This is a genomic window from Sphaerotilus natans (assembly GCF_900156335.1).
In the GTDB taxonomy this organism is placed as follows: Bacteria; Pseudomonadota; Gammaproteobacteria; order Burkholderiales; family Burkholderiaceae_C; genus Sphaerotilus; species Sphaerotilus natans.
This window is the reverse complement of the sequence record NZ_FTMZ01000019.1, coordinates 60250-81891: the sequence shown is the minus strand read 5'-3', so window position 1 is coordinate 81891 and position 21642 is coordinate 60250. Positions and strand designations below refer to the sequence as shown.

18 protein-coding genes are annotated in these 21642 nt (G+C 68.9%); 4 read left to right on the top strand and 14 right to left on the bottom strand.

Annotated features, from left to right (window positions below; translation table 11 throughout):
- Nucleotides 1–45 precede the first annotated feature (45 nt).
- Both pgi and tal read right to left on the bottom strand, forming a co-directional pair.
- A complete protein-coding gene (gene pgi, locus BW996_RS15840; protein ID WP_037481051.1) occupies nucleotides 46–1698 on the bottom strand; it encodes a glucose-6-phosphate isomerase in 1653 nt (550 codons plus the stop codon).
- A gap of 16 nt (nucleotides 1699–1714) precedes the next feature.
- Nucleotides 1715–2671, bottom strand: a complete 957-nt coding sequence (gene tal, locus BW996_RS15835) for a transaldolase (RefSeq protein ID WP_037481050.1) — start codon at nucleotides 2669–2671, stop codon at nucleotides 1715–1717.
- Nucleotides 2672–2674: 3 nt separating this feature from the next.
- On the opposite strand from tal, the gene BW996_RS21415 reads away from it, so the two are divergent.
- The 3 genes from BW996_RS21415 (at nucleotide 2675) to BW996_RS15825 (ending at nucleotide 5339) form a co-directional block, all read left to right on the top strand.
- Complete coding sequence (locus BW996_RS21415; protein ID WP_139330913.1) at nucleotides 2675–2854, top strand: hypothetical protein; 180 nt, start codon at nucleotides 2675–2677, stop codon at nucleotides 2852–2854.
- 114 nt (nucleotides 2855–2968) lie between these two features.
- Nucleotides 2969–4426, top strand: coding sequence for a glucose-6-phosphate dehydrogenase (gene zwf, locus BW996_RS15830; protein ID WP_037481049.1), 1458 nt, complete (start codon nucleotides 2969–2971; stop codon nucleotides 4424–4426).
- A gap of 61 nt (nucleotides 4427–4487) precedes the next feature.
- Nucleotides 4488–5339: an SIS domain-containing protein gene (locus BW996_RS15825; protein ID WP_037481085.1), complete on the top strand. Its 852-nt coding sequence runs from the start codon at nucleotides 4488–4490 to the stop codon at nucleotides 5337–5339.
- On the opposite strand, the gene BW996_RS15820 is transcribed toward BW996_RS15825, so the two are convergent.
- The 9 genes from BW996_RS15820 to BW996_RS15780 all read right to left on the bottom strand — a co-directional run bounded on the left by BW996_RS15820 (nucleotide 5324) and on the right by BW996_RS15780 (nucleotide 16614).
- Complete coding sequence (locus BW996_RS15820) at nucleotides 5324–5629, bottom strand: STAS domain-containing protein (protein ID WP_037481048.1); 306 nt, start codon at nucleotides 5627–5629, stop codon at nucleotides 5324–5326. The genes BW996_RS15825 and BW996_RS15820 overlap by 16 nt on opposite strands.
- Before the next feature lie 11 nt (nucleotides 5630–5640).
- Entirely contained in the window at nucleotides 5641–6276 is a 636-nt protein-coding gene (locus BW996_RS15815; RefSeq protein ID WP_081838068.1) for an MlaC/ttg2D family ABC transporter substrate-binding protein, read from the bottom strand.
- A gap of 127 nt (nucleotides 6277–6403) precedes the next feature.
- Nucleotides 6404–7186: an MlaA family lipoprotein gene (locus BW996_RS15810; RefSeq protein WP_037481046.1), complete on the bottom strand. Its 783-nt coding sequence runs from the start codon at nucleotides 7184–7186 to the stop codon at nucleotides 6404–6406.
- Nucleotides 7183–7665 carry an outer membrane lipid asymmetry maintenance protein MlaD gene (gene mlaD / locus BW996_RS15805; RefSeq protein ID WP_037481045.1) on the bottom strand — a complete coding sequence of 161 codons (483 nt, stop codon included), beginning with the start codon at nucleotides 7663–7665 and terminating at the stop codon, nucleotides 7183–7185. The genes BW996_RS15810 and mlaD overlap by 4 nt, the downstream gene beginning before the upstream one ends.
- 33 nt (nucleotides 7666–7698) lie before the next feature.
- Nucleotides 7699–8487 (bottom strand): lipid asymmetry maintenance ABC transporter permease subunit MlaE, encoded by a 789-nt coding sequence (gene mlaE / locus BW996_RS15800; RefSeq protein ID WP_175619135.1) that lies wholly within the window; start codon nucleotides 8485–8487, stop codon nucleotides 7699–7701.
- Nucleotides 8484–9260 carry an ABC transporter ATP-binding protein gene (locus BW996_RS15795; RefSeq protein WP_245801920.1) on the bottom strand — a complete coding sequence of 259 codons (777 nt, stop codon included), beginning with the start codon at nucleotides 9258–9260 and terminating at the stop codon, nucleotides 8484–8486. The genes mlaE and BW996_RS15795 overlap by 4 nt, the downstream gene beginning before the upstream one ends.
- Nucleotides 9261–9525: 265 nt before the next feature.
- Entirely contained in the window at nucleotides 9526–10992 is a 1467-nt protein-coding gene (locus tag BW996_RS15790) for a glutamate synthase subunit beta (RefSeq protein ID WP_037481044.1), read from the bottom strand.
- A gap of 28 nt (nucleotides 10993–11020) precedes the next feature.
- Nucleotides 11021–15778 carry a glutamate synthase-related protein gene (locus BW996_RS15785; RefSeq protein WP_037481042.1) on the bottom strand — a complete coding sequence of 1586 codons (4758 nt, stop codon included), beginning with the start codon at nucleotides 15776–15778 and terminating at the stop codon, nucleotides 11021–11023.
- Nucleotides 15779–15903: 125 nt separating this feature from the next.
- Nucleotides 15904–16614 carry a transposase gene (locus BW996_RS15780; RefSeq protein ID WP_037481040.1) on the bottom strand — a complete coding sequence of 237 codons (711 nt, stop codon included), beginning with the start codon at nucleotides 16612–16614 and terminating at the stop codon, nucleotides 15904–15906.
- Between the two features lie 133 nt (nucleotides 16615–16747).
- Here BW996_RS15780 and cysK point away from each other — a divergent pair, with 133 nt between their 5' ends.
- Nucleotides 16748–17671 carry a cysteine synthase A gene (cysK, locus tag BW996_RS15775; RefSeq protein WP_037481038.1) on the top strand — a complete coding sequence of 308 codons (924 nt, stop codon included), beginning with the start codon at nucleotides 16748–16750 and terminating at the stop codon, nucleotides 17669–17671.
- 28 nt (nucleotides 17672–17699) lie between these two features.
- Here the strand turns inward: cysK and aroB are convergent, their stop codons facing one another.
- From aroB to BW996_RS15760, 3 genes are all read right to left on the bottom strand, one after another.
- Complete coding sequence (gene aroB / locus BW996_RS15770) at nucleotides 17700–18833, bottom strand: 3-dehydroquinate synthase (protein ID WP_081838067.1); 1134 nt, start codon at nucleotides 18831–18833, stop codon at nucleotides 17700–17702.
- A 31-nt stretch (nucleotides 18834–18864) separates the two neighbouring features.
- Complete coding sequence (locus BW996_RS15765; RefSeq protein WP_037481036.1) at nucleotides 18865–19413, bottom strand: shikimate kinase; 549 nt, start codon at nucleotides 19411–19413, stop codon at nucleotides 18865–18867.
- A 204-nt stretch (nucleotides 19414–19617) separates the two neighbouring features.
- The gene (locus BW996_RS15760; RefSeq protein ID WP_037481034.1) at nucleotides 19618–21591 is read right to left on the bottom strand and encodes an Ig-like domain-containing protein; all 1974 of its coding nucleotides are present in this window, start codon (nucleotides 21589–21591) and stop codon (nucleotides 19618–19620) included.
- Nucleotides 21592–21642: the final 51 nt, after the last annotated feature.

Genomic DNA, 21642 nt, shown 5'->3' with positions numbered 1-21642 from the left:
CGCATCGAAAGGGCGCCGCAACGCCCTCTCCTCGCTCAGCGAAGCTCAGCCGCGCAGCCGACCCAGCAGCGCCGCGGTCGAGCCGTCCAGCCCGGCGGTGTCGCCCGAGGCGAAGCGCGGCAGCAGCTGATTGCACAGCGCCTTGCCCAGCTCCACGCCCCACTGGTCGAAGCTGTTGATGCGCCACAGCGCGCCGCTGGTGAAGACGCGGTGCTCGTACAGCGCGATCAGCGCGCCCAGCGCCGCCGGCGTGAGCTGGTCCAGCACCAGCGTCGTGCTCGGCCGGTTGCCGGGGAAGGTGCGGTGGCGCGCGACGGTGGCCGCGTCCAGCGCCTTCGAGGCGGTCGGCGCGGATTCGCCCATCGCCTCGTCGGTGGACTTGCCCAGCATCAGCGCCTGGCTCTGCGCCAGGCAGTTGGCCAGCAGCTTGTGGTGCTGGTCGGCCAGACCCGCGCGCACGCCCTCGGGCTGGTCGGCAATGCCCTCGGCGCGGTAGCACGGGGTCTTCACCGCGACGAACTCCACCGGGATCACGTCGGTGCCCTGGTGCAGCATCTGGAAGTAGGCGTGCTGGCCGTTGGTGCCGGCCTCGCCCCAGACGACCGGGCTGGTGCCGAAGGGCAGCGGCTCGCCGTCGAGGTCGACGCTTTTGCCGTTGGACTCCATCTCCAGCTGCTGCAGATAGGCCGGCAGCCGGCGCAGGCCCTGGTGATAGGGCGCGACCGAGCGGCTGGAAAAGCCCAGGAAGTTGCGGTACCAGACATCGAGCAGGCCGAGCTGGATCGGCAGGTTCTGCTCCAGCGGCGCCTCGGCGAAGTGGCGGTCCATCGCGTGCGCGCCGGCCAGCAGCGCGCGGAAGTTCTCCGCGCCGATCGCCAGCGCGATCGGCAGGCCGATGGCGCTCCACAGCGAATAGCGCCCGCCCACCCAGTCCCAGAAGCCGAAGGTGGTGGTGATGCCGAACTTCGCCGCCGCCGCCACGTTGGTGGTGGTCGCGGCGAAGTGCTTGGCGATCGCCGCCTCGCCGCCCTCGCCGTAGCCGGCCAGGAACCAGGCGCGGGCCACCGCCGCGTTGGCCATCGTCTCCTGCGTCGTGAAGGTCTTGGACGCGACGATGACCAGCGTCTCGCGCGGATCGAGCCGGCGCAGCACCGGCGCGATATCGTGGCCGTCGACGTTGGAGACGAAGTGCAGCGTCAGCGCCGGGCTCGTGTAGGCGTCCAGCGCCGGCACCACCATCTGCGGCCCGAGGTCGGAGCCACCGATGCCGATGTTGACCACATGGCGGATGCCACTCGTGGCGGTGTCGCGCACCTGCTCGACATAGGCGAGCATCCGGTCGAGCACCTCGTGCACGTCATCGCCGAAAGGCGCCGCGCCGCGCGGGGCGCGCAGCGCGGTGTGCAGCACCGCGCGGCCTTCGGTGAGGTTGATCGGCTCGCCGGCGAGCATCGCGTCGCGGCGCGGCTCGATCTGGCACTCGCGGGCCAGCGCCAGCAGCAGCGCGCGGGTGTCGGCGTCCCACAGGTTCTTCGACAGGTCGGCGAAGACCTCGGGCGCCTGCAGCGAGAAGGCCTCGGCCCGGCCCGCGTCGGCCGCGAAGGCCTGGCGCAGGTCGAGGGCGCGGCCGGCGCCGGCGTGGTGGTCGGCCAGGCGGGACCAGGCCTCGGTGCGGTCGCAGCGCGGTGCGGTGCTCATCGTGCGTGCTCCCGGCTCAGGCGGCCTGCAGGTCGAGGATCATGCGGTCGAGCTTGCCCGCATCGACCGCAAAGGCGCGGATGCCCTCGGCGAGCTTCTCGGTGGCCATCGCGTCCTCGTTGAGGGCCCAGCGGAAGGCGGCCTCGTCGAAATGCACCTCGTCGATCGCGGCCGTCTTCGCCGCGGCGGCGTCGAGCGCACGCGCCACCGGCGCGTCGGCGCCCTGCAGCTGCGCGAGCAGGTCCGGGCTGATCGTCAGCAGGTCGCAGCCCGACAGCGCGTTGATCTGACCGACGTTGCGGAAGCTCGCGCCCATCACCTCGGTGGCGATGCCGAACTTCTTGTAGTAGGTGTAGATCTGGCTGACCGACTTCACGCCGGGGTCGTTGGCGCCGGCCATCGCCGCCTCGTCCCACTGGGCGCCGGCCGACTTCTTGTACCAGTCGTAGATGCGGCCGACGAAGGGGCTGATCAGCTGGATGCCGGCGTCGCCGCAGGCCACCGCCTGGCAGAAGGCGAACAGCAGCGTCAGGTTGCAGTGGATGCCTTCCTTCTCCAGCTGGCGCGCCGCCTCGATGCCTTCCCAGGTCGAGGCGATCTTGATCAGCACGCGGCTGCGCGCAATGCCGGCGGCCTCGTACAGCGCGATCAGGCGGTGGGCGCGCGCCACGGTGGCGGCGGTGTCGAAGCTCAGGCGCGCGTCGACCTCGGTCGAGACGCGGCCGGGCACCACTTTCAGGATCTCCAGGCCGAAGCGCACCAGCACCTCGTCGACGATCTCGTCGAGCGCGCGGCCACGGTGCGCCGCCACCGTCTCGGCCAGCAGCGGCGCGTACTCGGGCTGCTGCACCGCCTTCAGGATCAGCGACGGATTGGTCGTCGCGTCCTGCGGCGCGAACTGGGCGAGCTGCTTGAAGTTGCCGGTGTCGGCGACGACGGTGGTGAACTGCTTGAGCTGATCGAGCTGATTCATGGCGTGGGCGTGCTGGAGGACACGAAAGGGGCAGGAAAAGCGCCGCATCTCGGCGGGCAACAGGCCGACATTAGAACCCGAGTCGATGGCCGCATCGCCCCCCCTGGGCAACAAGCCGGTTACCGGATCGTGCTGCGCTGCACGATCGGCCTCACCCCCGCCCGCATCCTGGCGCCGGATTGACCGGCCAAAGAAACTGATGCATCATCATTCTTGAAACCGGGTTACATCCGGTCCTCTCCTATCTGGCCCGGCCCCCGACGGAGCACCGCGGCCCCAACCTCCCGAGGCACGTCCATGTCCTTCGATCTCGTCTTCTTCGGTGGCACCGGCGACCTGACCTGGCGCAAGCTGATGCCCGCGCTGTTCCAGGCCTTCCGCCATGGCAAGCTGCCCGCTGGCGGCCGCATCCTGGCCGTCGCCCGCGACCAGCGCTCCGACGACGAGTACCGCACCTTCATCAAGGAGCGCTTCCACGAGGTCGACAGCTCCAAGCGTCCGAGCGACGAGGAGTTCGCCCGCTTCGCCGAGCTGCTGCACTACCGCCGCATGGACCTGTCGCAGCCGGAGGACTACGCCGGCCTGAAGGGCTGGCTGGACGCGCGCGGCGCCGACACCGTGGTGCTGTATCTGGCCACCAGCCCGCACCTGTTCCCGGCGATCTGCGAGCAGCTCGGCGCCGCCGGCCTGAACGCGCCGCACATCCGCGTCGTGCTGGAAAAGCCCCTGGGCCACGACCTGGCCAGCGCGCAGGAGATCAACCGCGTGGTGCGCTCGGTCTTCCGCGAGGAACAGGCCTTCCGCATCGACCACTACCTCGGCAAGCCGAGCGTGCAGAACCTGATGGCGCTGCGCTTCGGCAACGCGCTGTTCGAGCCGCTGTGGCGCCGCGAGAGCATCGCCAACATCCAGATCACGCTGTCGGAATCGCTGGGCGTGGGCACGCGCGGCGATTTCTACGACCGCACCGGCGCGCTGCGCGACATGGTCCAGAACCACGCGCTGCAGCTGCTGACGATGATCGCGATGGAGCCGCCCTCCACCAGCGACGCCGACGCCATCCGCGACGAGAAGCTCAAGGTCCTGAAGTCGCTCAAGCCCTTCACGCCGGAGTCGGTCGCGCGCGACGTGGTGCGTGGCCAGTACCGCGCCGGCAGCGTCGGCGGCCAGGCGGTGCCGGGCTACCAGCAGGAAGTGAAGGTGCCGGCGGGCAGCCACTGCGAGACCTTCGTCGCGCTGCGCACCGAGGTGCAGAACTGGCGCTGGGCCGGCGTGCCCTTCTACCTGCGCACCGGCAAGCGGCTGGCGGCCCGCGACGCGCAGATCGTCGTGAACTTCCGTCCGGTGCCGCACCCGATCTTCCCGGGCGCGCAGCGGGCCAACAAGCTGGTGATCAAGCTGCAGCCGGAGGACGGCCTGGAGCTGCACCTGCTCGCGGCCAAGGGCAGCGGCACCTCGGAAGCGCTGGCGCCGGTCTCGCTGGACCTGGACTTCGACAAGGCCTTCCCGACCGAGCGCGTCGGCGCCTACGAGCGCCTCCTGCTCGACGCCATCGCCGGCCGGCTGAACCTGTTCGTGCGCAGCGACGAGCAGGAGCAGGCCTGGCGCTGGGTCGAGCCCATCCTCGACGCCTGGGCGCGCGAGCGTGTCAGCGGCGGCGAGGGGCCGCGCGGTTATGCTGCAGGCAGCTGGGGCCCCGCCGCGGCCAGCGCGCTGGTCGCCCGCGACGGCTTCGCCTGGAGCGAGGAACAGTGATTTGAACTATCCGACGTCATCTTCGTCACCGGCGGGCAGCGGCGTGAACGCGCTGCCGCCGATGCTCGACCGCATCCGCGCCTCGCTGCCGGCGCTGTCGCCGGCCGAGCAGCGCGTGGGCAAGCTGGTGCTGGCCGACGCGCGCAGCTTCGCCAGCCTGCCGGTGGCCGAGCTGGCCGAGCGCGCCCATGTCAGCAAGCCCACCGTCGTGCGCTTCTGCCGCAGCGTGGGCTACGACGGCCTGGCCGACTTCAAGCTCAAGCTCGCCGGCACGGTCAACGAGGGCGTGCCCTTCGTGCACCGCTCGGTCGACGAGGACGACAAGCCGGCCGATCTGGTCGTCAAGGTCATCGACAACGCGGTCAGCGCGCTGCTGAAGTACCGCAACGACGCCGCCGCGCACGCCTTCGAGCGCGCGATCGACGCGTTGACCCTGGCCGCGCGCGACAAGCGCCGCATCGAGTTCTACGGCGTGGGCAACTCCGGCATCGTCGCGCACGACGCCGAGCACAAGTTCTTCCGCCTCGGGGTGCATGCGGTCGCCTACAACGACGCGCATGTGCAGGTCATGGCCGCGACCATGCTCGAGCCGGGCGACTGCGTGGTCATCATCTCGAACTCGGGCCGCAGCCGCGACCTGCTCGACGCGCTGGAGATCGCCCGCCGCCGCGGCGCCACCACCGTCGTCATCACCGCCAGCGGCACGCCGCTGGCGCATCAGGCGCATGTGCTGCTGAGCGTCGACCATCCCGAGGACTACGACCGCTACAGCCCGATGGTCAGCCGCCTGCTGCACCTGACGGTGATCGACATCCTGACCACCGGTGTGGCGCTGCGCCTGGGCCCGGACCTGCGCCCGATGCTCCAGGACATCAAGCGCAACCTGCGCGCGAAGCGCTACACGGCGCCCTGAGCCGCCATCCCCAGCACCCCGGCCACGCCGTACAGCCCGGCCAGCGCCACCAGACGAGCCGGCGTGCGCTCGATGCGCAGCGGCCGGCCTGCGGCGGCCGCCCGGCGCTGCAGCTCCAGCAGCACCGCCAGCGCGCTGGAGTCGAACTGGCCGAGCGCGCCTGCGTCCAGCACCAGCACATCGCCGGCCGGTGCGGCCGCGATGCGCGAGCCCAGACCCGCCGCGGCGGCACGGGCCTCGGCCAGCGTCAGCCGGGCCGGCAGTTCGAGTCGCGCGGCGGCAGCGCTCATGGCCCGGATCCTCAGCTCTTGGCCGCGGCAGCGGCCTTGTTCTTCTCGGCCAGCTTGGCGATCAGGCCGTCGATGCCGGAGGCCGAGATCTCCTGCGCGAAGCTGGCACGGTAGGTCTCGACCAGCCAGACGCCCAGCACGTTGACGTCGTGGATCTTCCAGACATCGCCCTGCTTGGCCAGGCGGTAGTCGAGCTGGATCGGATCGCCCTTGCCCTTGACCTCGGTGCGCACCGTCACCTCGGTGTCCTCGGGCTTGGCGCGCAGCGGCTTGAGCTCGACGGTCTGGTCCTTGATCTGCGACAGCGCGCCGGCATAGGTGCGCACCAGCAGGGTCTTGAACTCCTCCTGCAGGCGCTTTTGCTGCTCCGGCGTGGCCTGGCGCCAGTGGCGCCCCACCGTGGCCGAGGTCATGCGCTGGAAGTCGACGTTGGGCAGGATCTTGGCGTCGACCAGAGCCATGACCTTCTTCGTGTCGCCACCCTGGATGGCCTTGTCGGCCTTGACGGTCTCGATGACCTCGCCGGACATCTGCTTGATCCAGGCGTCAGGTGCGGTCGGCGCCGGGCTCTGCGCCTGGGCGACCGAAGTGGCCAGCACCAGCGCGGCCGTGGCGATCAGCGTGGACCAGCGGGATTTCGTCAGCATGGAATTCCTTTCTTTCATGCCCCGCGACCGGGGCATGGCATCTTCAACGGGCCGCATGACATCCGGTGGACAGCCGGCGGCCTCAGGTCAGAGCGGCGCAGCGGCGGCGCGGTTCCCGCGCAGCCTGTCAGTTTCCTGAAGCCCGGGGCGCCGGCGGCTCGGCAGCCGCGGCAGAAGCCGGTGCGGCAGGGGCCTCAGGGGCAGCAACGGGCGGCAGATCCGCCTCGTCGTCTTCCTCCGGCGGGTTGCCGTCGTAGACCAGACTGCGACGGCGCTGCAGGTAGGCGGTGCGCACGAAGGCGTACTTGTCGAGCGCGATGTCGTCGAGCAGGCCGGTGGTCGACAGCAGGCCGGCACGGGTGCTGACCAGCCGCAGCGCGGTCATCGAGTTGCGCGTCACCGACACATTCACCAGCGATTCCGGCGTGGCCAGCATGTCGACCGGCAGACCGACCGAGTCGCGCACCGTCGAGGGGCCCAGCAGCGGCCAGACGATGTAGGCGCCCGGCGGCACGCCCCAGCGGCCCAGGGTCTGGCCGAAGTCCTCGCCGTGGCGCTCGAAGCCGAGCTCGGTGGCGATGTCCATCACGCCCATGAAGCCGAAGACGGTGTTGGTGCCCACCCGCATCACGTCGCTCAGGCTGTCGGCGATGCGCCCCTGCAGCAGCAGGTTGACCGCCGACCAGGCGTCCTTCAGGTTGCCGAAGAAGTTGCTCACCGCGATCTGCGCCGGCGTGGGCAGCACCGCGCGGTAGACCTCGGCGGTCGGCTTGAGCACCGCCGTGTCGACCGCCTCGTTGAAGGCGAAGACCTTGCGATTGAGCGGCTCGAGCGGATCGGGGCGCTGGGCGGTGGCGCAGCCGGCCAGCAGCGCCGCGGCCGTCAGCGCGCAGAGTGCGGCGCGCCTCATGGCTTCGCGGCCGGCGCATCGCTGGCGTCGGCGGCCTTGCTGTAGAGGAACTGGCTGATCAGCGTCTCCAGCACGATCGCCGACTGGGTCTGCGTGACCGTGGCGCCAGCCACCAGATTCTGCTCGGATGCGCCCGGCTCGATGCCGAGGTACTGCTCGCCGAGCAGGCCGGCGGTCAGGATCTTCAGCGAGCTGTCCTTCGGGAAGGCATAGCGCTGCTGCATCTCGATCTCGACGCTGGCCTGGTACATCTTGTCATCGAAGCTGATCGCGGTGACCCGGCCGACCACCACGCCGGCGCTCTTGACCGCCGCACCCGCCTTCAGGCCACCGATGTTGTCGAAGCGTGCGCTGATGCGATAGGTCGGATCAAAGGACAGCGACAGCAGGTTGCCGGCCTTCAGGGCCAGGAACAGCAGGGCCGCCGCGCCGATCACGACGAACAGGCCGACCCAGACATCGTTGCGGGATTTCTGCATGGATTCTTTTCCTTCGATCTCGGAATCGTGAACTCAGATCGAGAACATCAACGCGGTCAGCACGAAGTCCAGACCGAGCACCGCCAGCGAGGCCATCACCACGGTGCGGGTGGTCGCGCGGGCCACGCCCTCGGGCGTCGGACGGCAGGCGTAGCCCTGACGCAGCGCGACGAAGGTGACGGTCAGACCGAAGACGATGCTCTTGATCACGCCGTTGCCGACATCCTTGAACACATCGACGCCCCCCTGCATCTGCGACCAGAAGGCGCCGGCGTCGACGCCGATCAGCAGCACGCCCACCACCCAGCCGCCGATCACCCCGACCGCGCTGAACACCGCCGCCAGCAGCGGCATCGCGATCAGGCCGCCGACGAAGCGCGGCGCCAGCACCCGGCGCACCGGATCGACCGCCATCATCTCCATCGCCGCGAGCTGCTCGCCCGACTTCATCAGGCCGATCTCGGCGGTGAGCGCGGTGCCGGCGCGGCCGGCGAACAGCAGCGCGGTCACCACCGGCCCGAGCTCGCGCACCAGCGACAGCGCCACCAGCAGGCCGAGCGCCTCGCTCGAGCCGTAGCGCTGCAGCGTGTAGTAGCCCTGCAGCCCCAGCACGAAGCCGACGAACAGGCCCGACACGCCGATGATCGCCAGCGAGTGGTTGCCCAGGAAATGGATCTGGTCCGCCACCAGCCGGAAGCGCGCCAGCGCCGCCGGCACCAGGGCCAGCAGGCGCAGCAGCAGCCGCGCAGCGTCGCCGATGTCGGCCAGCCCGCCGCGCACCGATGCGCCCAGGCGCGCAAGCAGCTCGACCGGGCCGCTCACCGACGTGCTCCCAGGCCGAAGTCCTCGGCGATCGGCGCGGCGGCGTAGTGGAAGCGCACCGGACCATCGGGCGCGGCGCTGACGAACTGGCGCACCAGCGGATCGTCGCTGCGGCGCAATGCCTCGGGCGAACCCTGCGCGGCGATGCCGCCATTGGCGATGAAGACGATGTGATCGGCGATCGAGAAGGTCTCGTCGACATCGTGCGAGACGACGATGCTGGTCACGCCGAGCGCGTCGTTGAGCTGGCGGATCAGCCGCGCGGCCACGCCCATCGAGATCGGATCAAGGCCGGCGAAGGGCTCGTCATACATGATCAGCTCCGGATCGAGCGCGATCGCGCGCGCCAGCGCGACGCGCCGGCTCATGCCACCGGAAATCTGGCTGGGCATCAGGTCGCGCGCGCCGCGCAGGCCCACCGCGTCGAGCTTCATCAGCACGAGGTCGCGGATCATCGGCTCGGGCAGGTCGGTGTGCTCGCGCAAGGGAAAGGCGACGTTGTCGAACACCGACAGGTCGGTGAACAGCGCACCGAACTGGAACAGCATGCCCATGCGCCGACGCATCGCCATCAGGCCGCTGCGGTCGAGCGTGCCGATGTCGGTGCCGTCGAAGCGCACCTGGCCGGCCGAGGCCTCGATCTGGCGGCCGATCAGGCGCAGCACCGTGGTCTTGCCACCCCCGGAGGTACCCATCAGCGCGACGACCGCACCGCGCGGGACCACGAGATCGACATCGCGCAGGATGATGCGGTCGCCATAGCCGCAGGTCACCCCGCGCAGCTCGACAAGCGCGGTGGCGGACGGGGAGACCGGAAGGTCGGAAGAAGAAGGAGACAAATGCGAAAAATGAATCACGCCCGGCGGGCGATGCCGCGATGATAGGGGAAAGCTCGGATGCGGGTTTGAAGAACAGCGCGGGGTATCGGTCGCGATGTCAAGCCGGAGTGAGCCGGTGTTGCGCGTCACCGGAAATAAAACAGGCCGCCCGCAGGCGGCCCTGTCGGCGTGCACCCCCGGTCGGCCGGGGGGCCGCGCCTCAGCGCGGCAACGTGGTCGAGCCCATCAGGAACTCGTCGACCGCGCGGGCGGCCTGGCGGCCTTCGCGGATCGCCCAGACCACCAGCGACTGGCCGCGGCGCATGTCGCCGGCGGCGAAGACCTTGTCGACGCTGGTCTTGTAGCCGCCGTCGACCTCGGTCGTGGCCTTGATGTTGCCGCGCGCGTCCTTGGCCACGCCAAAGGAATCCAGCACCGAGGCGACCGGATTGACGAAGCCCATCGCCAGCAGCACCAGGTCGGCCTTGTATTCCTTCTCGGTGCCGGGGATCTCGACCAGCTTGCCGTCCTTGAACTCGACGTGCACGGTCTTCAGGCCGGTGACCTTGCCATCCTTGCCGACGAATTCCTTGGTGGAGATGGCGAACTCGCGCACACAGCCTTCCTCGTGGCTCGAGGAGGTGCGCAGCTTCATCGGCCAGTAGGGCCAGACCAGCGGCTTGTTCTCCTGCTCGGGCGGCTGGGGCATCACCTCGAACTGGGTGACGCTGGCGGCGCCGTGGCGGTTGGAGGTGCCCACGCAGTCGCTGCCGGTGTCGCCGCCACCGATGACGATGACATGCTTGCCGTCGGCACGGATCGCGTCCTTGATCTTGCCGCCGTGGTTGACCTTGTTCTGCTGCGGCAGCAGCTCCATCGCGAAATGGATGCCCGACAGCTCGCGGCCCGGGATCGGCAGGTCGCGCGACTGCTCGGAGCCACCGGTCAGCAGCACCGCGTCGAAGTCGGTCTTCAGGCTCTCGGCGCTGACGGTTTCCTTGGCCCAGTTGGTGACCTTGGAGCCCTTCGGCCACTCGCCGACGACGACGTTGGTGCGGAACTTGATGCCTTCGGCCTCGAGCTGCTTGACGCGGCGGTCGATGTGGCCCTTGTCGAGCTTGAAGTCGGGGATGCCGTAGCGCAGCAGGCCGCCGACCTTGTCGTTCTTCTCGAACACGGTCACATCATGGCCGACGCGCGCGAGCTGCTGGGCGGCGGCCAGGCCGGCCGGGCCGGCGCCGACGACGGCGACCTTCTTGCCGGTCTTGACCTTGGCCGGCTGCGGCTTGACCCAGCCTTCGGCCCACGCGCGGTCGATGATCGCGTGCTCGATCGACTTGATGCCGATGGCGTCGCCGTTGATGTTGGCCACGCAGGCGGCCTCGCACGGCGCCGGGCAGATGCGGCCGGTGAACTCGGGGAAGTTGTTGGTGCTGTGCAGCACCGTGATCGCGTTCTGCCAGTCCTGGTGATAGACCAGGTCGTTGAAGTCCGGAATGATGTTGTTGACCGGGCAGCCGTTGTTGCAGAACGGCGTGCCGCAGTCCATGCAGCGCGCGCCCTGGACCTTCGCCTGCTCGGGCGTCAGACCGATGACAAATTCCTTGTAGCTCTTCAGGCGCTTCTCGACCGGCTCGTAACCTTCTTCGATGCGCTCGTACTCGAGGAAACCAGTGACCTTACCCATGATGCGTTCAATCTCGAAGAAGAGGTGATTACTTGGCCGGCACCGTCTGGGCCTTGCCGTCGCCCTTCACGTCGCCCTTGGCGCGCGCGATGGTGGCGTCGGCGGCCTTGGCCGCGTTGATCTCGGCCAGCGCGCGCTTGTACTCGGTCGGGAAGACCTTGACGAACTTGGTGCGGGCCTCGCTCCAGTTGTCGAGGATGTCACGGGCACGCAGCGAGCCGGTCCAGCGGTGGTGGTCCTCGATCAGCTTCTTCAGCAGCGCCTCGTCGGTCTGGCCCTTGTGCCAGACGGCGAAGTCGATCGTCTTCTCCTGCTCGGCGGCGGGCAGCACCTTGTCCAGCGCGACCTGGGCGGTGTTGCAGCGGGTCGAGAACAGGCCGTCCTCGTCGTAGACATAGGCCACGCCGCCCGACATGCCGGCGGCGAAGTTGCGGCCGGTCTTGCCCAGCACGACGGCGGTGCCGCCGGTCATGTACTCGCAGCCGTGGTCGCCGGTGCCCTCGACCACCGTGGTGGCGCCCGACAGGCGCACCGCGAAGCGCTCGCCGGCCACGCCGCGGAAGAAGGCCTCGCCGCTGGTGGCGCCGAACAGCGCGGTGTTGCCGACGATGATGTTCTTCGCGGCGTCACCGCGGAACTCGATCGACGGACGCACCACGATGCGGCCGCCCGACAGGCCCTTGCCGGTGTAGTCGTTGCCTTCGCCGATCAGGTAGAAGGTGATGCCGCTGGCCAGGAAGGCGCCGAAGCTCTGGCCGCCGGTGCCTTCCATCTGCACGAACACCGTCTCGTCGGGCAGACCGTCCGGATGGTGCTTGATCAGCTCGCCCGAGAGCATCGCGCCCACCGAGCGGTTGACGTTGCGCACGTCCTCCATGAACTGGGTCTTCTCGCCCTTGTCGATCGCGGCCTTGGCCTTGGCGATCAGCTTGTGGTCAAGCGCCTTCTCCAGGCCGTGGTCCTGATGGTCCACATGGCGGCGCGGCACGTCGGCCGGCACCGGCGGCTGGAAGAAGACCTTGGTGAAGTCCAGGCCACGCGCCTTCCAGTGCGAGATCGCCTTCTTGGTGTCGAGCAGGTCGGCGCGGCCGACCAGGTCGTCGAACTTGCGGATGCCCAGCTGCGCCATGATCTGGCGCGCTTCCTCGGCAACGAAGAAGAAATAGTTGACGACATGCTCGGGCTTGCCCGAGAACTTCTTGCGCAGCACCGGATCCTGCGTGGCCACGCCCACCGGGCAGGTGTTCAGGTGGCACTTGCGCATCATGATGCAGCCCTCGACCACCAGCGGCGCGGTGGCGAAGCCGAATTCGTCGGCGCCCAGCAGCGCGCCGATGACGACGTCGCGGCCGGTCTTCATCTGGCCGTCGGCCTGCACGCGCACCCGGCCGCGCAGGCGGTTGAGCACCAGCGTCTGCTGCGTCTCGGCCAGGCCCAGCTCCCACGGCGTGCCGCAGTGCTTGATCGACGACCAGGGCGAGGCGCCCGTGCCGCCGTCATGGCCGGCGATCACGATGTGGTCGGCCTTGCACTTGGTGACGCCGGCGGCGATGGTGCCCACGCCCACTTCCGACACCAGCTTGACCGAGATGTCCGACTTCGGATTGACGTTCTTCAGGTCGTGGATCAGCTGCGCCAGATCCTCGATCGAGTAGATGTCATGGTGCGGCGGCGGCGAGATCAGGCCCACGCCGGGGACCGAGTGACGCAGCTTGCCGATGTACTCGGAGACCTTGCCGCCCGGCAGCTGGCCGCCCTCGCCCGGCTTGGCGCCCTGGGCCATCTTGATCTGGATCTGGTCGGCCGAGACCAGGTACTCGGTCGTGACGCCGAAGCGGCCCGACGCGACCTGCTTGATCTTCGAGCGCAGGCTGTCGCCGGCCTTCATCTCGTAGTCGGCCTCGATCTGCTTGGCACCGATCACGTCCGACACCTTGGTGCCGGCGTTGATGGGAATGCCCTTGAGCTCGTTGCGGTAGCGTGCCTGGTCCTCGCCGCCTTCGCCGGTGTTGGACTTGCCGCCGATACGGTTCATCGCCAGCGCCAGCGTGCTGTGCGCTTCCGTGCTGATCGAGCCCAGCGACATCGCGCCGGTGGCGAAGCGCTTGACGATCTCGGCAGCCGATTCGACCTCCTCGACCGGGATGGCCTTGGACGGATCCAGCTTGAACTCGAACAGACCGCGCAGCGTCAGGTGACGCTTGCTCTGGTCGTTGATGATCTGGGCGTATTCCTTGTAGGTGTCGAACTTGCCCGAGCGCGTGCTGTGCTGCAGCTTCGCGATCGCGTCCGGCGTCCACATGTGCTCCTCGCCGCGCGCACGCCAGGCGTACTCGCCGCCGGCGTCGAGCATGGTCGCCAGCACCGGATCGTCGCCGAAGGCGGCGATGTGGTTGCGGATGGCTTCCTCGGCGACCTCGAACACGCCGATGCCCTCGACCTGGGTCGGGGTGCCGCGGAAGTACTTCTGCACGAAGTCCTTCTGCAGACCGATGGCCTCGAACAGCTGCGCGCCGCAGTAGGACATGTAGGTCGACACGCCCATCTTCGACATGATCTTCGACAGACCCTTGCCGATGGCCTTGACGTAGTTGTAGATCGCCTTGTCGGCCGACAGATTGCCCGGCAGCTCCTTGTGCATCTCGACGAGGGTTTCCATCGCCAGATACGGGTGCACCGCCTCGGCGCCGTAGCCGGCCAGCACCGCGAAGTGATGCACTTCGCGGGCAGAACCCGTCTCGACCACCAGACCGGCGGTCGTGCGCAGGCCCTCGCGCACCAGGTGGTGGTGCACGGCGGAGAGCGCCAGCAGCGCCGGAATCGCCACCAGCTCGCTGTCCATCCAGCGGTCGGTGATGATCAGGATGTTGTGGCCCGACTTGATCGCATCGACCGCCTCGGCGCACAGCGAGGCCAGCTTGGCCTCGACACCGGCCTTGCCCCAGGACAGCGGGTAGGTGATGTTCAGCTCATAGGGCTTGAACTTGCCGCCGGTGTGACGCTCGATGTTGCGCAGGCGCGCCATGTCCTTGAAGTCGAGGACCGGCTGCGAGACCTCGAGGCGCATCGGCGGGTTGACCGCGTTGATGTCCAGCAGGTTGGGCTTGGGGCCGATGAACGAGTTCAGCGACATCACGATGGCTTCGCGGATCGGGTCGATCGGCGGGTTCGTGACCTGGGCGAACAGCTGCTTGAAGTAGTTGAACAGCGGCTTGTTCTTGTCCGACAGCACCGCCAGCGGGCTGTCGTTGCCCATCGAGCCGATGCCTTCCTCGCCGTTGGCGGCCATCGGCGCCATCAGGAACTTGATGTCTTCCTGGGTATAGCCGAAGGCCTGCTGGCGGTCGAGCAGGCTGATCTCGCTGGCGATCGGCGCGGCGTCGGCCGGCACCGCGTCCAGGCGGATGCGCACGTTCTCGATCCACTGGCGATAGGGCTTGGCCGACGCGAACTGGCTCTTGAGCTCCTCGTCGTCGATGATGCGGCCCTGCTCGAAGTCGATCAGGAACATCTTGCCCGGCTGCAGGCGCCACTTCTTGACGATTCGGTTCTCGGCGATCGGCAGCGTGCCCGACTCCGACGCCATCACCACCAGGTCATCGTCGGTGACGATGTAGCGCGCCGGACGCAGGCCGTTGCGATCCAGCGTGGCGCCGATCTGCTTGCCGTCGGTGAAGACCATCGCGGCCGGGCCGTCCCACGGCTCGATCATCGCGGCGTGGTACTCGTAGAAGGCGCGGCGGCGCTCGTCCATCGTCGCGTGCTGCTCCCAGGCTTCCGGGATCATCATCATCGCGGCATGCGCGAGCGGGTAGCCCGACATCGACAGCAGCTCGAGCGCGTTGTCGAAGGTCGCGGTGTCCGACTGGCCCTCGAAGCTGATCGGGTAGAGCTTCTTCAGGTCGTCGCCCAGCACCGGCGACTTCATGACGCCTTCGCGGGCGCGCATCCAGTTGAAGTTGCCCTTGACGGTGTTGATCTCGCCGTTGTGCGCGACCATCCGGTACGGGTGGGCCAGCGGCCACTCGGGGAAGGTGTTGGTCGAGAAGCGCTGGTGGACCAGGGCCAGGGCCGACACGCAGGCCGGATCCTGCAGGTCGAGGTAGTACTTTCCGACCTGGTCGGCCAGCAGCAGACCCTTGTAGATGATGGTGCGGCACGACATGCTGGGCACGTAGTACTCGCGGCTGTGCGTGAGCTTCAGACGCTGGATCGCCGCCGAGGCGGTCTTGCGGATGACGTACAGCTTGCGCTCGAGCGCGTCCGGCACGATCACGTCAGCGCCGCGGCCGATGAAGATCTGGCGGATCACCGGCTCGGTCTTGCGCACGGTGGGCGACATCGGCATGTCGGCGTCCACCGGCACGTCACGCCAGCCCAGCAGCACCTGGCCCTCGGCCTTGACGGCGCGCTCGAGTTCCTGCTCGCAGGCCAGGCGGGAGGCGTGTTCCTTCGGCAGGAAGATCATGCCGACGCCGTACTCGCCCGGCGGGGGCAGCTCGACGCCCTGCTTGGCCATCTCGGCACGGAAGAACTCGTCCGGGATCTGGATCAGGATGCCCGCGCCATCGCCCATCAGCGCGTCCGCGCCGACCGCGCCGCGGTGGTCGAGGTTCTCGAGGATCTTCAGACCCTGCTCGACGATGGAATGCGCCTTCTGGCCCTTGATGTGCGCGACGAAGCCGACGCCGCAGGCATCGTGCTCCTGGGTCGGGTCATACAGACCGCCGGCAGCGAAGGTCTGGATCTCTTGGCGGGACGCGGGTCCCGAGGCGGCCTGGCTCATGGCGCACTCCTAGGAATGACAATAGGGAAAACCGTGCGAATCTACCGCAGTGCAGCAGACCCCTCAAGCAAAACAAAAAGGGGTCAGACTCCTTGAATCCAGATCCGATCAATCCTCAAAAATAATTAGGGACAGATTGAATCCGCCTTGGTCGACCGTGCCGGACGACCCCGGGGACGCGGCGCCATCGGGCGCTCGCAGGAGGCGCCCAGTTCTGCAAGAAACGCGCCAGAACCCAGCGCCCAGCCCTTGGTGGCGCTGTCGGTGTGCTGCTGCACCTCCTCAGGCGTCAGCGGCTCGTCGAGCAGGCGCTGCCAGGCCAGTTCACGCTCGAAGGGCGTGTTGCCGAGCTGCCAATGGCACAGATGCGTGCTCACCAGCGTGTCACGCCGGCGCCCAAGATGGTGCATCGCGCTGGACCAGGCGTAGTCGCCGGCGGGCGTGGGCGGAATCAGGCGCTGGGGGTTCTGCTCGATGTAGCGCATGCAGGTCAGCAGGTGCGGCCCGTTCTCGATGACGGTGGCCCGGAAGCGCCCGTCCCACAGCGTGCCGATGCGGCCGTGGCGGCGGTTGAAGGCGGCCACATAGCGCCGGCCGATCGCCTGCAGCATCTTGCTCAGCGCCTCGGCGGTCGGCGGCGTCACCAGCAGGTGCAGATGATCATTCATCAGCACATAGGCGTGCACCTCGACCCGGTGCAGCGCGGCCGACTCGCGCAGCGCGGCCAGGTAGGCTAGGCGGTCCTCGTCGTCCAGGAAGATCGGCTGGCGGTTGTGGCCGCGCTGGATGACATGGTGAGCAAGACCGGCGATGGAGAGGCGAGGCAGTCGGGCCATGGGCGGGAACCGGGACAGGTCGGATCGGACGGGAGGAGGAATGGCCGACGGTGATGCTGTCGATGGGCCAGAATGCACATTTTCCACCCCCCACCCCATCTGTCACGCGCTCGTACCAGGGCAAGGAGCTTCGATGAAAGCTGACAACGTTCTCGCCACGATCGGCCGCACGCCGCACATCCGCGTCAACCGCCTGTTCGGCGCCGGTCATGACGTCTGGATCAAGTCCGAGCGCGGCAACCCCGGCGGCTCGATCAAGGACCGCATCGCGCTGGCGATGATCGAGGATGCCGAGGCCAGCGGCGCGCTGCAGCCCGGCGGCACCATCGTCGAGCCGACCTCGGGCAACACCGGCGTCGGCCTGGCAATGGTGGCCGCGGTCAAGGGCTACCCGCTGGTGCTGGTGATGCCCGAGAGCATGAGCATCGAGCGCCGCCGCCTGATGCTGGCCTATGGCGCGAAGTTCGTGCTGACGCCGCGCGAGAAGGGCATGAAGGGCGCGATCGAGAAGGCGCAGGAGCTGGTCACCGCCACGCCCGGCGCCTGGATGCCGCAGCAGTTCGAGAATCCGGCCAACGTCGCGGTGCATGTGCGCACCACGGCGCAGGAAATCCTGGCCGACTTTCCCGAGGGCCTGGACGTGCTGATCACCGGCGTGGGCACCGGCGGCCACCTGTCGGGCTGCGCGCAGGTGCTCAAGGCCGCCTGGCCGAAGCTGAAGGTGTTTGCGGTCGAGCCGGCAGCCTCGCCGGTCATCAGCGGCGGCGCGCCCGCGCCGCACCCGATCCAGGGCATCGGCGCCGGCTTCGTGCCGAAGAACCTGCACACCGATCTGCTCGACGGCGTGATCCAGGTCGAGGCCGAGGCCGCGCGCGAGATGGCCCGCCGCAGCGCCCGCGAGGAAGGCCTGCTGGTGGGCATTTCAAGCGGCGCGACGCTGGCGGCCATCGCCCAGAAGCTGGCCGAGCTGCCGGCCGGCAGCCGCGTGCTCGGCTTCAACTACGACACCGGCGAGCGCTACCTGTCGATCGAGGGCTTCCTGCCGGTGGAGGGCTGAGGCGCCCTGCCCGCCCCCGGCGACCCGCTCAGGCGGCGCAGTGTGCCGCCAGCACCTCGCGCACCATCGCTTCAGGAGCGCCCTGCATCCGGGCACTTCCGAGGCGATCGATGACGACGAAGCGGATCTCGCCGCCCTCGGACTTCTTGTCGATCTGCATCAGCTGCAGATAGCGCTCGGCCCCGAGCGCCGGGCCGACGACCGGCAGGCCGGCGCGCTCGCACAGCCCCCGCACCCGCGCGACGAACTCGGCCGGCATCAGGCCCAGGCGCGCCGAGAGGTCCGCGGCCATGACCATGCCGCAGCCGACCGCCTCGCCGTGCAGCCATTCGCCGTAGCCCAGGCCCGCCTCGATCGCGTGGCCGAAGGTGTGGCCGAAGTTCAGGATGGCGCGCAGGCCGCTCTCGCGCTCGTCGCAGCCGACCACCTGCGCCTTGATCTGGCAGGAGCGCTTGACCGCCTGCGCCAGCGCCGTCTTGTCGCGTGCGCGCAGCGGCTCGATGTTGGCCTCGATCCAGGCGAGGAAGTCGGCGTCGGCGATCGGGCCGTACTTGATGACCTCGGCGAGTCCCGCCGAAAGCTCGCGCTCGGGCAGCGTGTCGAGCGTGTCGAGGTCGCAGATGACGCGCACCGGCTGGTAGAACGCGCCGATCATGTTCTTGCCCAGCGGGTGGTTGATCGCGGTCTTGCCACCGACCGACGAGTCGACCTGCGACAGCAGCGTCGTGGGCACCTGCACGAAGGGCACGCCGCGCATGTAGCAGGCCGCGGCGAAGCCGGTCATGTCGCCCACCACGCCGCCGCCCAGCGCGAACAGCACCGTCTTGCGGTCGCAGGTGGCGCCCAGCAGCGCGGCGTAGATGCGCTCGAGCGTGGCGGCGTCCTTGAAGGCCTCGCCGTCGGGCAGCTCGACCGTCAGCACCCGCGCGTAGTGCGGCACCAGCGCCGCCTGCAGCCTGGCGGCGTACAGCGGCCCGACGGTGGTGTTGGTGACGATCATCGCGGTCTGCGCCTTGGGCAGCCCGGCCCAGGCGGCCGGATCGTCCAGCAGGCCGGTGCCGATCAGGATGTCGTAGCTGCGATCGCCCAGCTCGACGCGGACGGTCTCGCGGATCGGGGCGGCGGGGGAAGAAGAAGGAGCGGCGGAGGTCGTCGGCATCATGGCGGGCGGATGAGCGTCGTCGGCGGCCGGGTCAGCGGCGGGAACGGGAAGGCAGGCTGCCGGGCAGCGGGCGCTCGTCGTCGGGCACGACGCCGGCCAGCTCCAGCTGCATCAGGATCATGTTGACCAGCGTCGGCACCGAGGGGCGGCCGGTCTCGATGACGAAGTGCGCGGTCTCGCGGTAGAACGCGTCGCGGTCGCGGTAGAGCTCGCGCAGCTTGCGCAGCGGGTCGGCCACCTGCAGCAGCGGGCGCTGGGTGTCGTGGCGCAGCCGGCGGAACAGCTCCTCCGGCGAGGCGCGCAGGTAGACGACGACCGAGTTCTCCTTGAGCGCGCGGCGGTTGGCCTCGCGCAGCACCGAGCCGCCGCCGGTGGCCAGCACGATCGGCGGACGGATCTGCACCAGCTCGGCGATGACCTGCTGCTCCAGGTCGCGGAAGGCCTGCTCGCCCTCGCGCTCGAAGTAGGCGCGGATCGACAGGCCGATGCGCTGCTCGATCTCGACGTCGGCATCGACGAAGCGCCAGCCCAGGGCGGCGGCCAGATGCCGGCCGGCGGTGGACTTGCCGGCGCCGGGCATGGCGACGAGGCTGACGGAGGAGCCGGGGCGGACGCGGGGGTCGCCCCCGTCGGACGAGATGGAAGACACGCGGGCGGGGGAGGAAGTCGGACAGGTCGGGAAAAGACGCGAACGGCGCCGGAACGCGGAGTTCCGGCGCCGTCACGGGCGTCAAGTCTAACGCGGGCGCAGCCTCAGGCCGCTGACGCAGCCGCGCCCGGCGGATCAGTTGATGCGGCCGAGGTCGTAGGGGTAGCTCTGGCCGTTGGGCATCTTGATCGTCAGGTCGATCGCGCCGCCGGCTTCCAGCGCCTTGGTGCAGTCGTCAAGCTCGACGGTCAGCAGATGCTGGGTCGGCGTGTTGTCGAGCTGGCTGACCACTGGCGTGTTGTCGATCTTGACCGATGCGCCCTTGGCCTTGGTGGTGACCGCCAGCGTCGCGCCCGACGGGATCGGGTTGCCGCCCTTGGCATCGGCCGCGGTGTTGGCATCGCGCACGCAGATCAGCTGCTTGACCCGGCAAGTCGAGGTCGTCGGCTGCAACACCAGCCCCAGACCGCTGGCCACCGGCGTGGCGCCCGACGTGCACAGCCCGGCCTGCAGACGCGGCGGGCGGCTGGCATCGGCCAGCACGAAGCGGCGGCTGACACGCACATAGGTATTGCCATCCCACTGGCCATTGGCGTCCAGGCCGGCCACGAACTCGCCGGTGGCCAGGTCCATCACGCCGTTCTCGTTCGCATCGACGAAGACCTTGCCGAGATCATTGAAGCTCTCGCCGGCGGTGTACTGCTGGTTGCCGTCGGCATCGACGAAGGTCTCTTCACCCTGCGCATAGGCCACCACATCGACCCGACCGTCGGCCGGACGGGCGTTGCTGGTGACGAACTTGGTCGTGCAGACCCCGCTGGCGGTGGCGCACTTGGCCGGAATGACACTGGCGCCCTCGGCGACGAAGCTGATCACGGTGCCATCCGGCACCGGGTTGCCGAACCGGTCGTTGAGCTGGACGCGGATGTCGCTCTCGGTGCCGTCGCGGCTCCAGCCATCCGGGTTGTAGGTCGAGGCCGAGAAGCTGAAGGCGTTCTGCGTCGGCAGGCCGGCGTTGATCGCCAGCGCGTTCGACACCGTCGACAGCGTCGGGTCGTCAGCGACCTGTGCCCGCACCCGCACCGGCGTCGGCGTCGCCTTGGCCGTCACCGAGACGGTGACCACACCGCTGGCATCGGTCGGCAGCGCGGTCGAACCCAGCGTCGCCACGTTCGGGATGTCGAGCGAGAAGTTGACGGTGCGGTTGGTGATCGGGTTGTTGTACTGGTCTTTCAGCTTGAAGGAGACCTTCGACGAGATCTCGCAGCCGCTGCCAGCCAGGCAGATCTTGTCCGGCGAGGCCGAGACGAACTCGAGCGACTGAGCGATCGGCGCGGCCACCACCAGATCGACCTGCTTCTGCTGGCTGGTGGCACTGATCGAAGCACTGATGCGATCGGTCGCGGCGCAGCCCTTGTCCTGGTAGGTGGTCGAGGCGCTGGAGCCGGTCACGGTGATCGAGGTCGGTGACAGGGTGGCCTTGCCCGCCGTGGCGCAGGTCGACGAGAAATCGATCGTGACCGGCGAGGCCGACGAGGCGCCGGTCACGCTGACCGTGATGACCGATGCGCCGTACGACGAAATGCTCGCGGGCGCAGCCGTCACCGCATTCAGGCTGACATTCGTGGCCGACACGGAAAAGACCGTCTGCGCCGACAGCGCCGTCGTGCTGCTCGCGGGCGTGAAGCTGGCCGCCACGATGTCCGCACCGATCTTGCCGGCGACCGGCTGAAGCGTCGTCGTCGCGCGCCCGTTGGCGTCGGTCTTCACGCGCTCCAGCGTCAGCGTCGCGGCACCATTGGCTACCGCGAAAGTCACCAGCGCGCCAGCCGCAGGCGTTCCATCGGCGTTCTTGGCCACGGCGGTCACCGTGCCGGGCGTCGAGGCGCTGATGGTGTCGGCGCTCATGTCCACCGTGATGCTGGCCGCGGCCGCCGTCGTCGAGCCGGAGCTTGACCCGCTGCTTGAGCTGGAATCGGTGCTGGTGGTGCAGCTGCCCGAGAAGCTCACGCAGCCCGCATCGCTGCCACCCCCGCCGCAGCCGGCCAGCACGGCCGCTGCCGCCAGGGCCAGTGCACTGGCGCGCAGCGCCGTGATCGTCGTCGTCATGAAATCAAGCCCCTGCCTGTCGGTCGATGTTCGTCTTGTGGCCACCCTGCC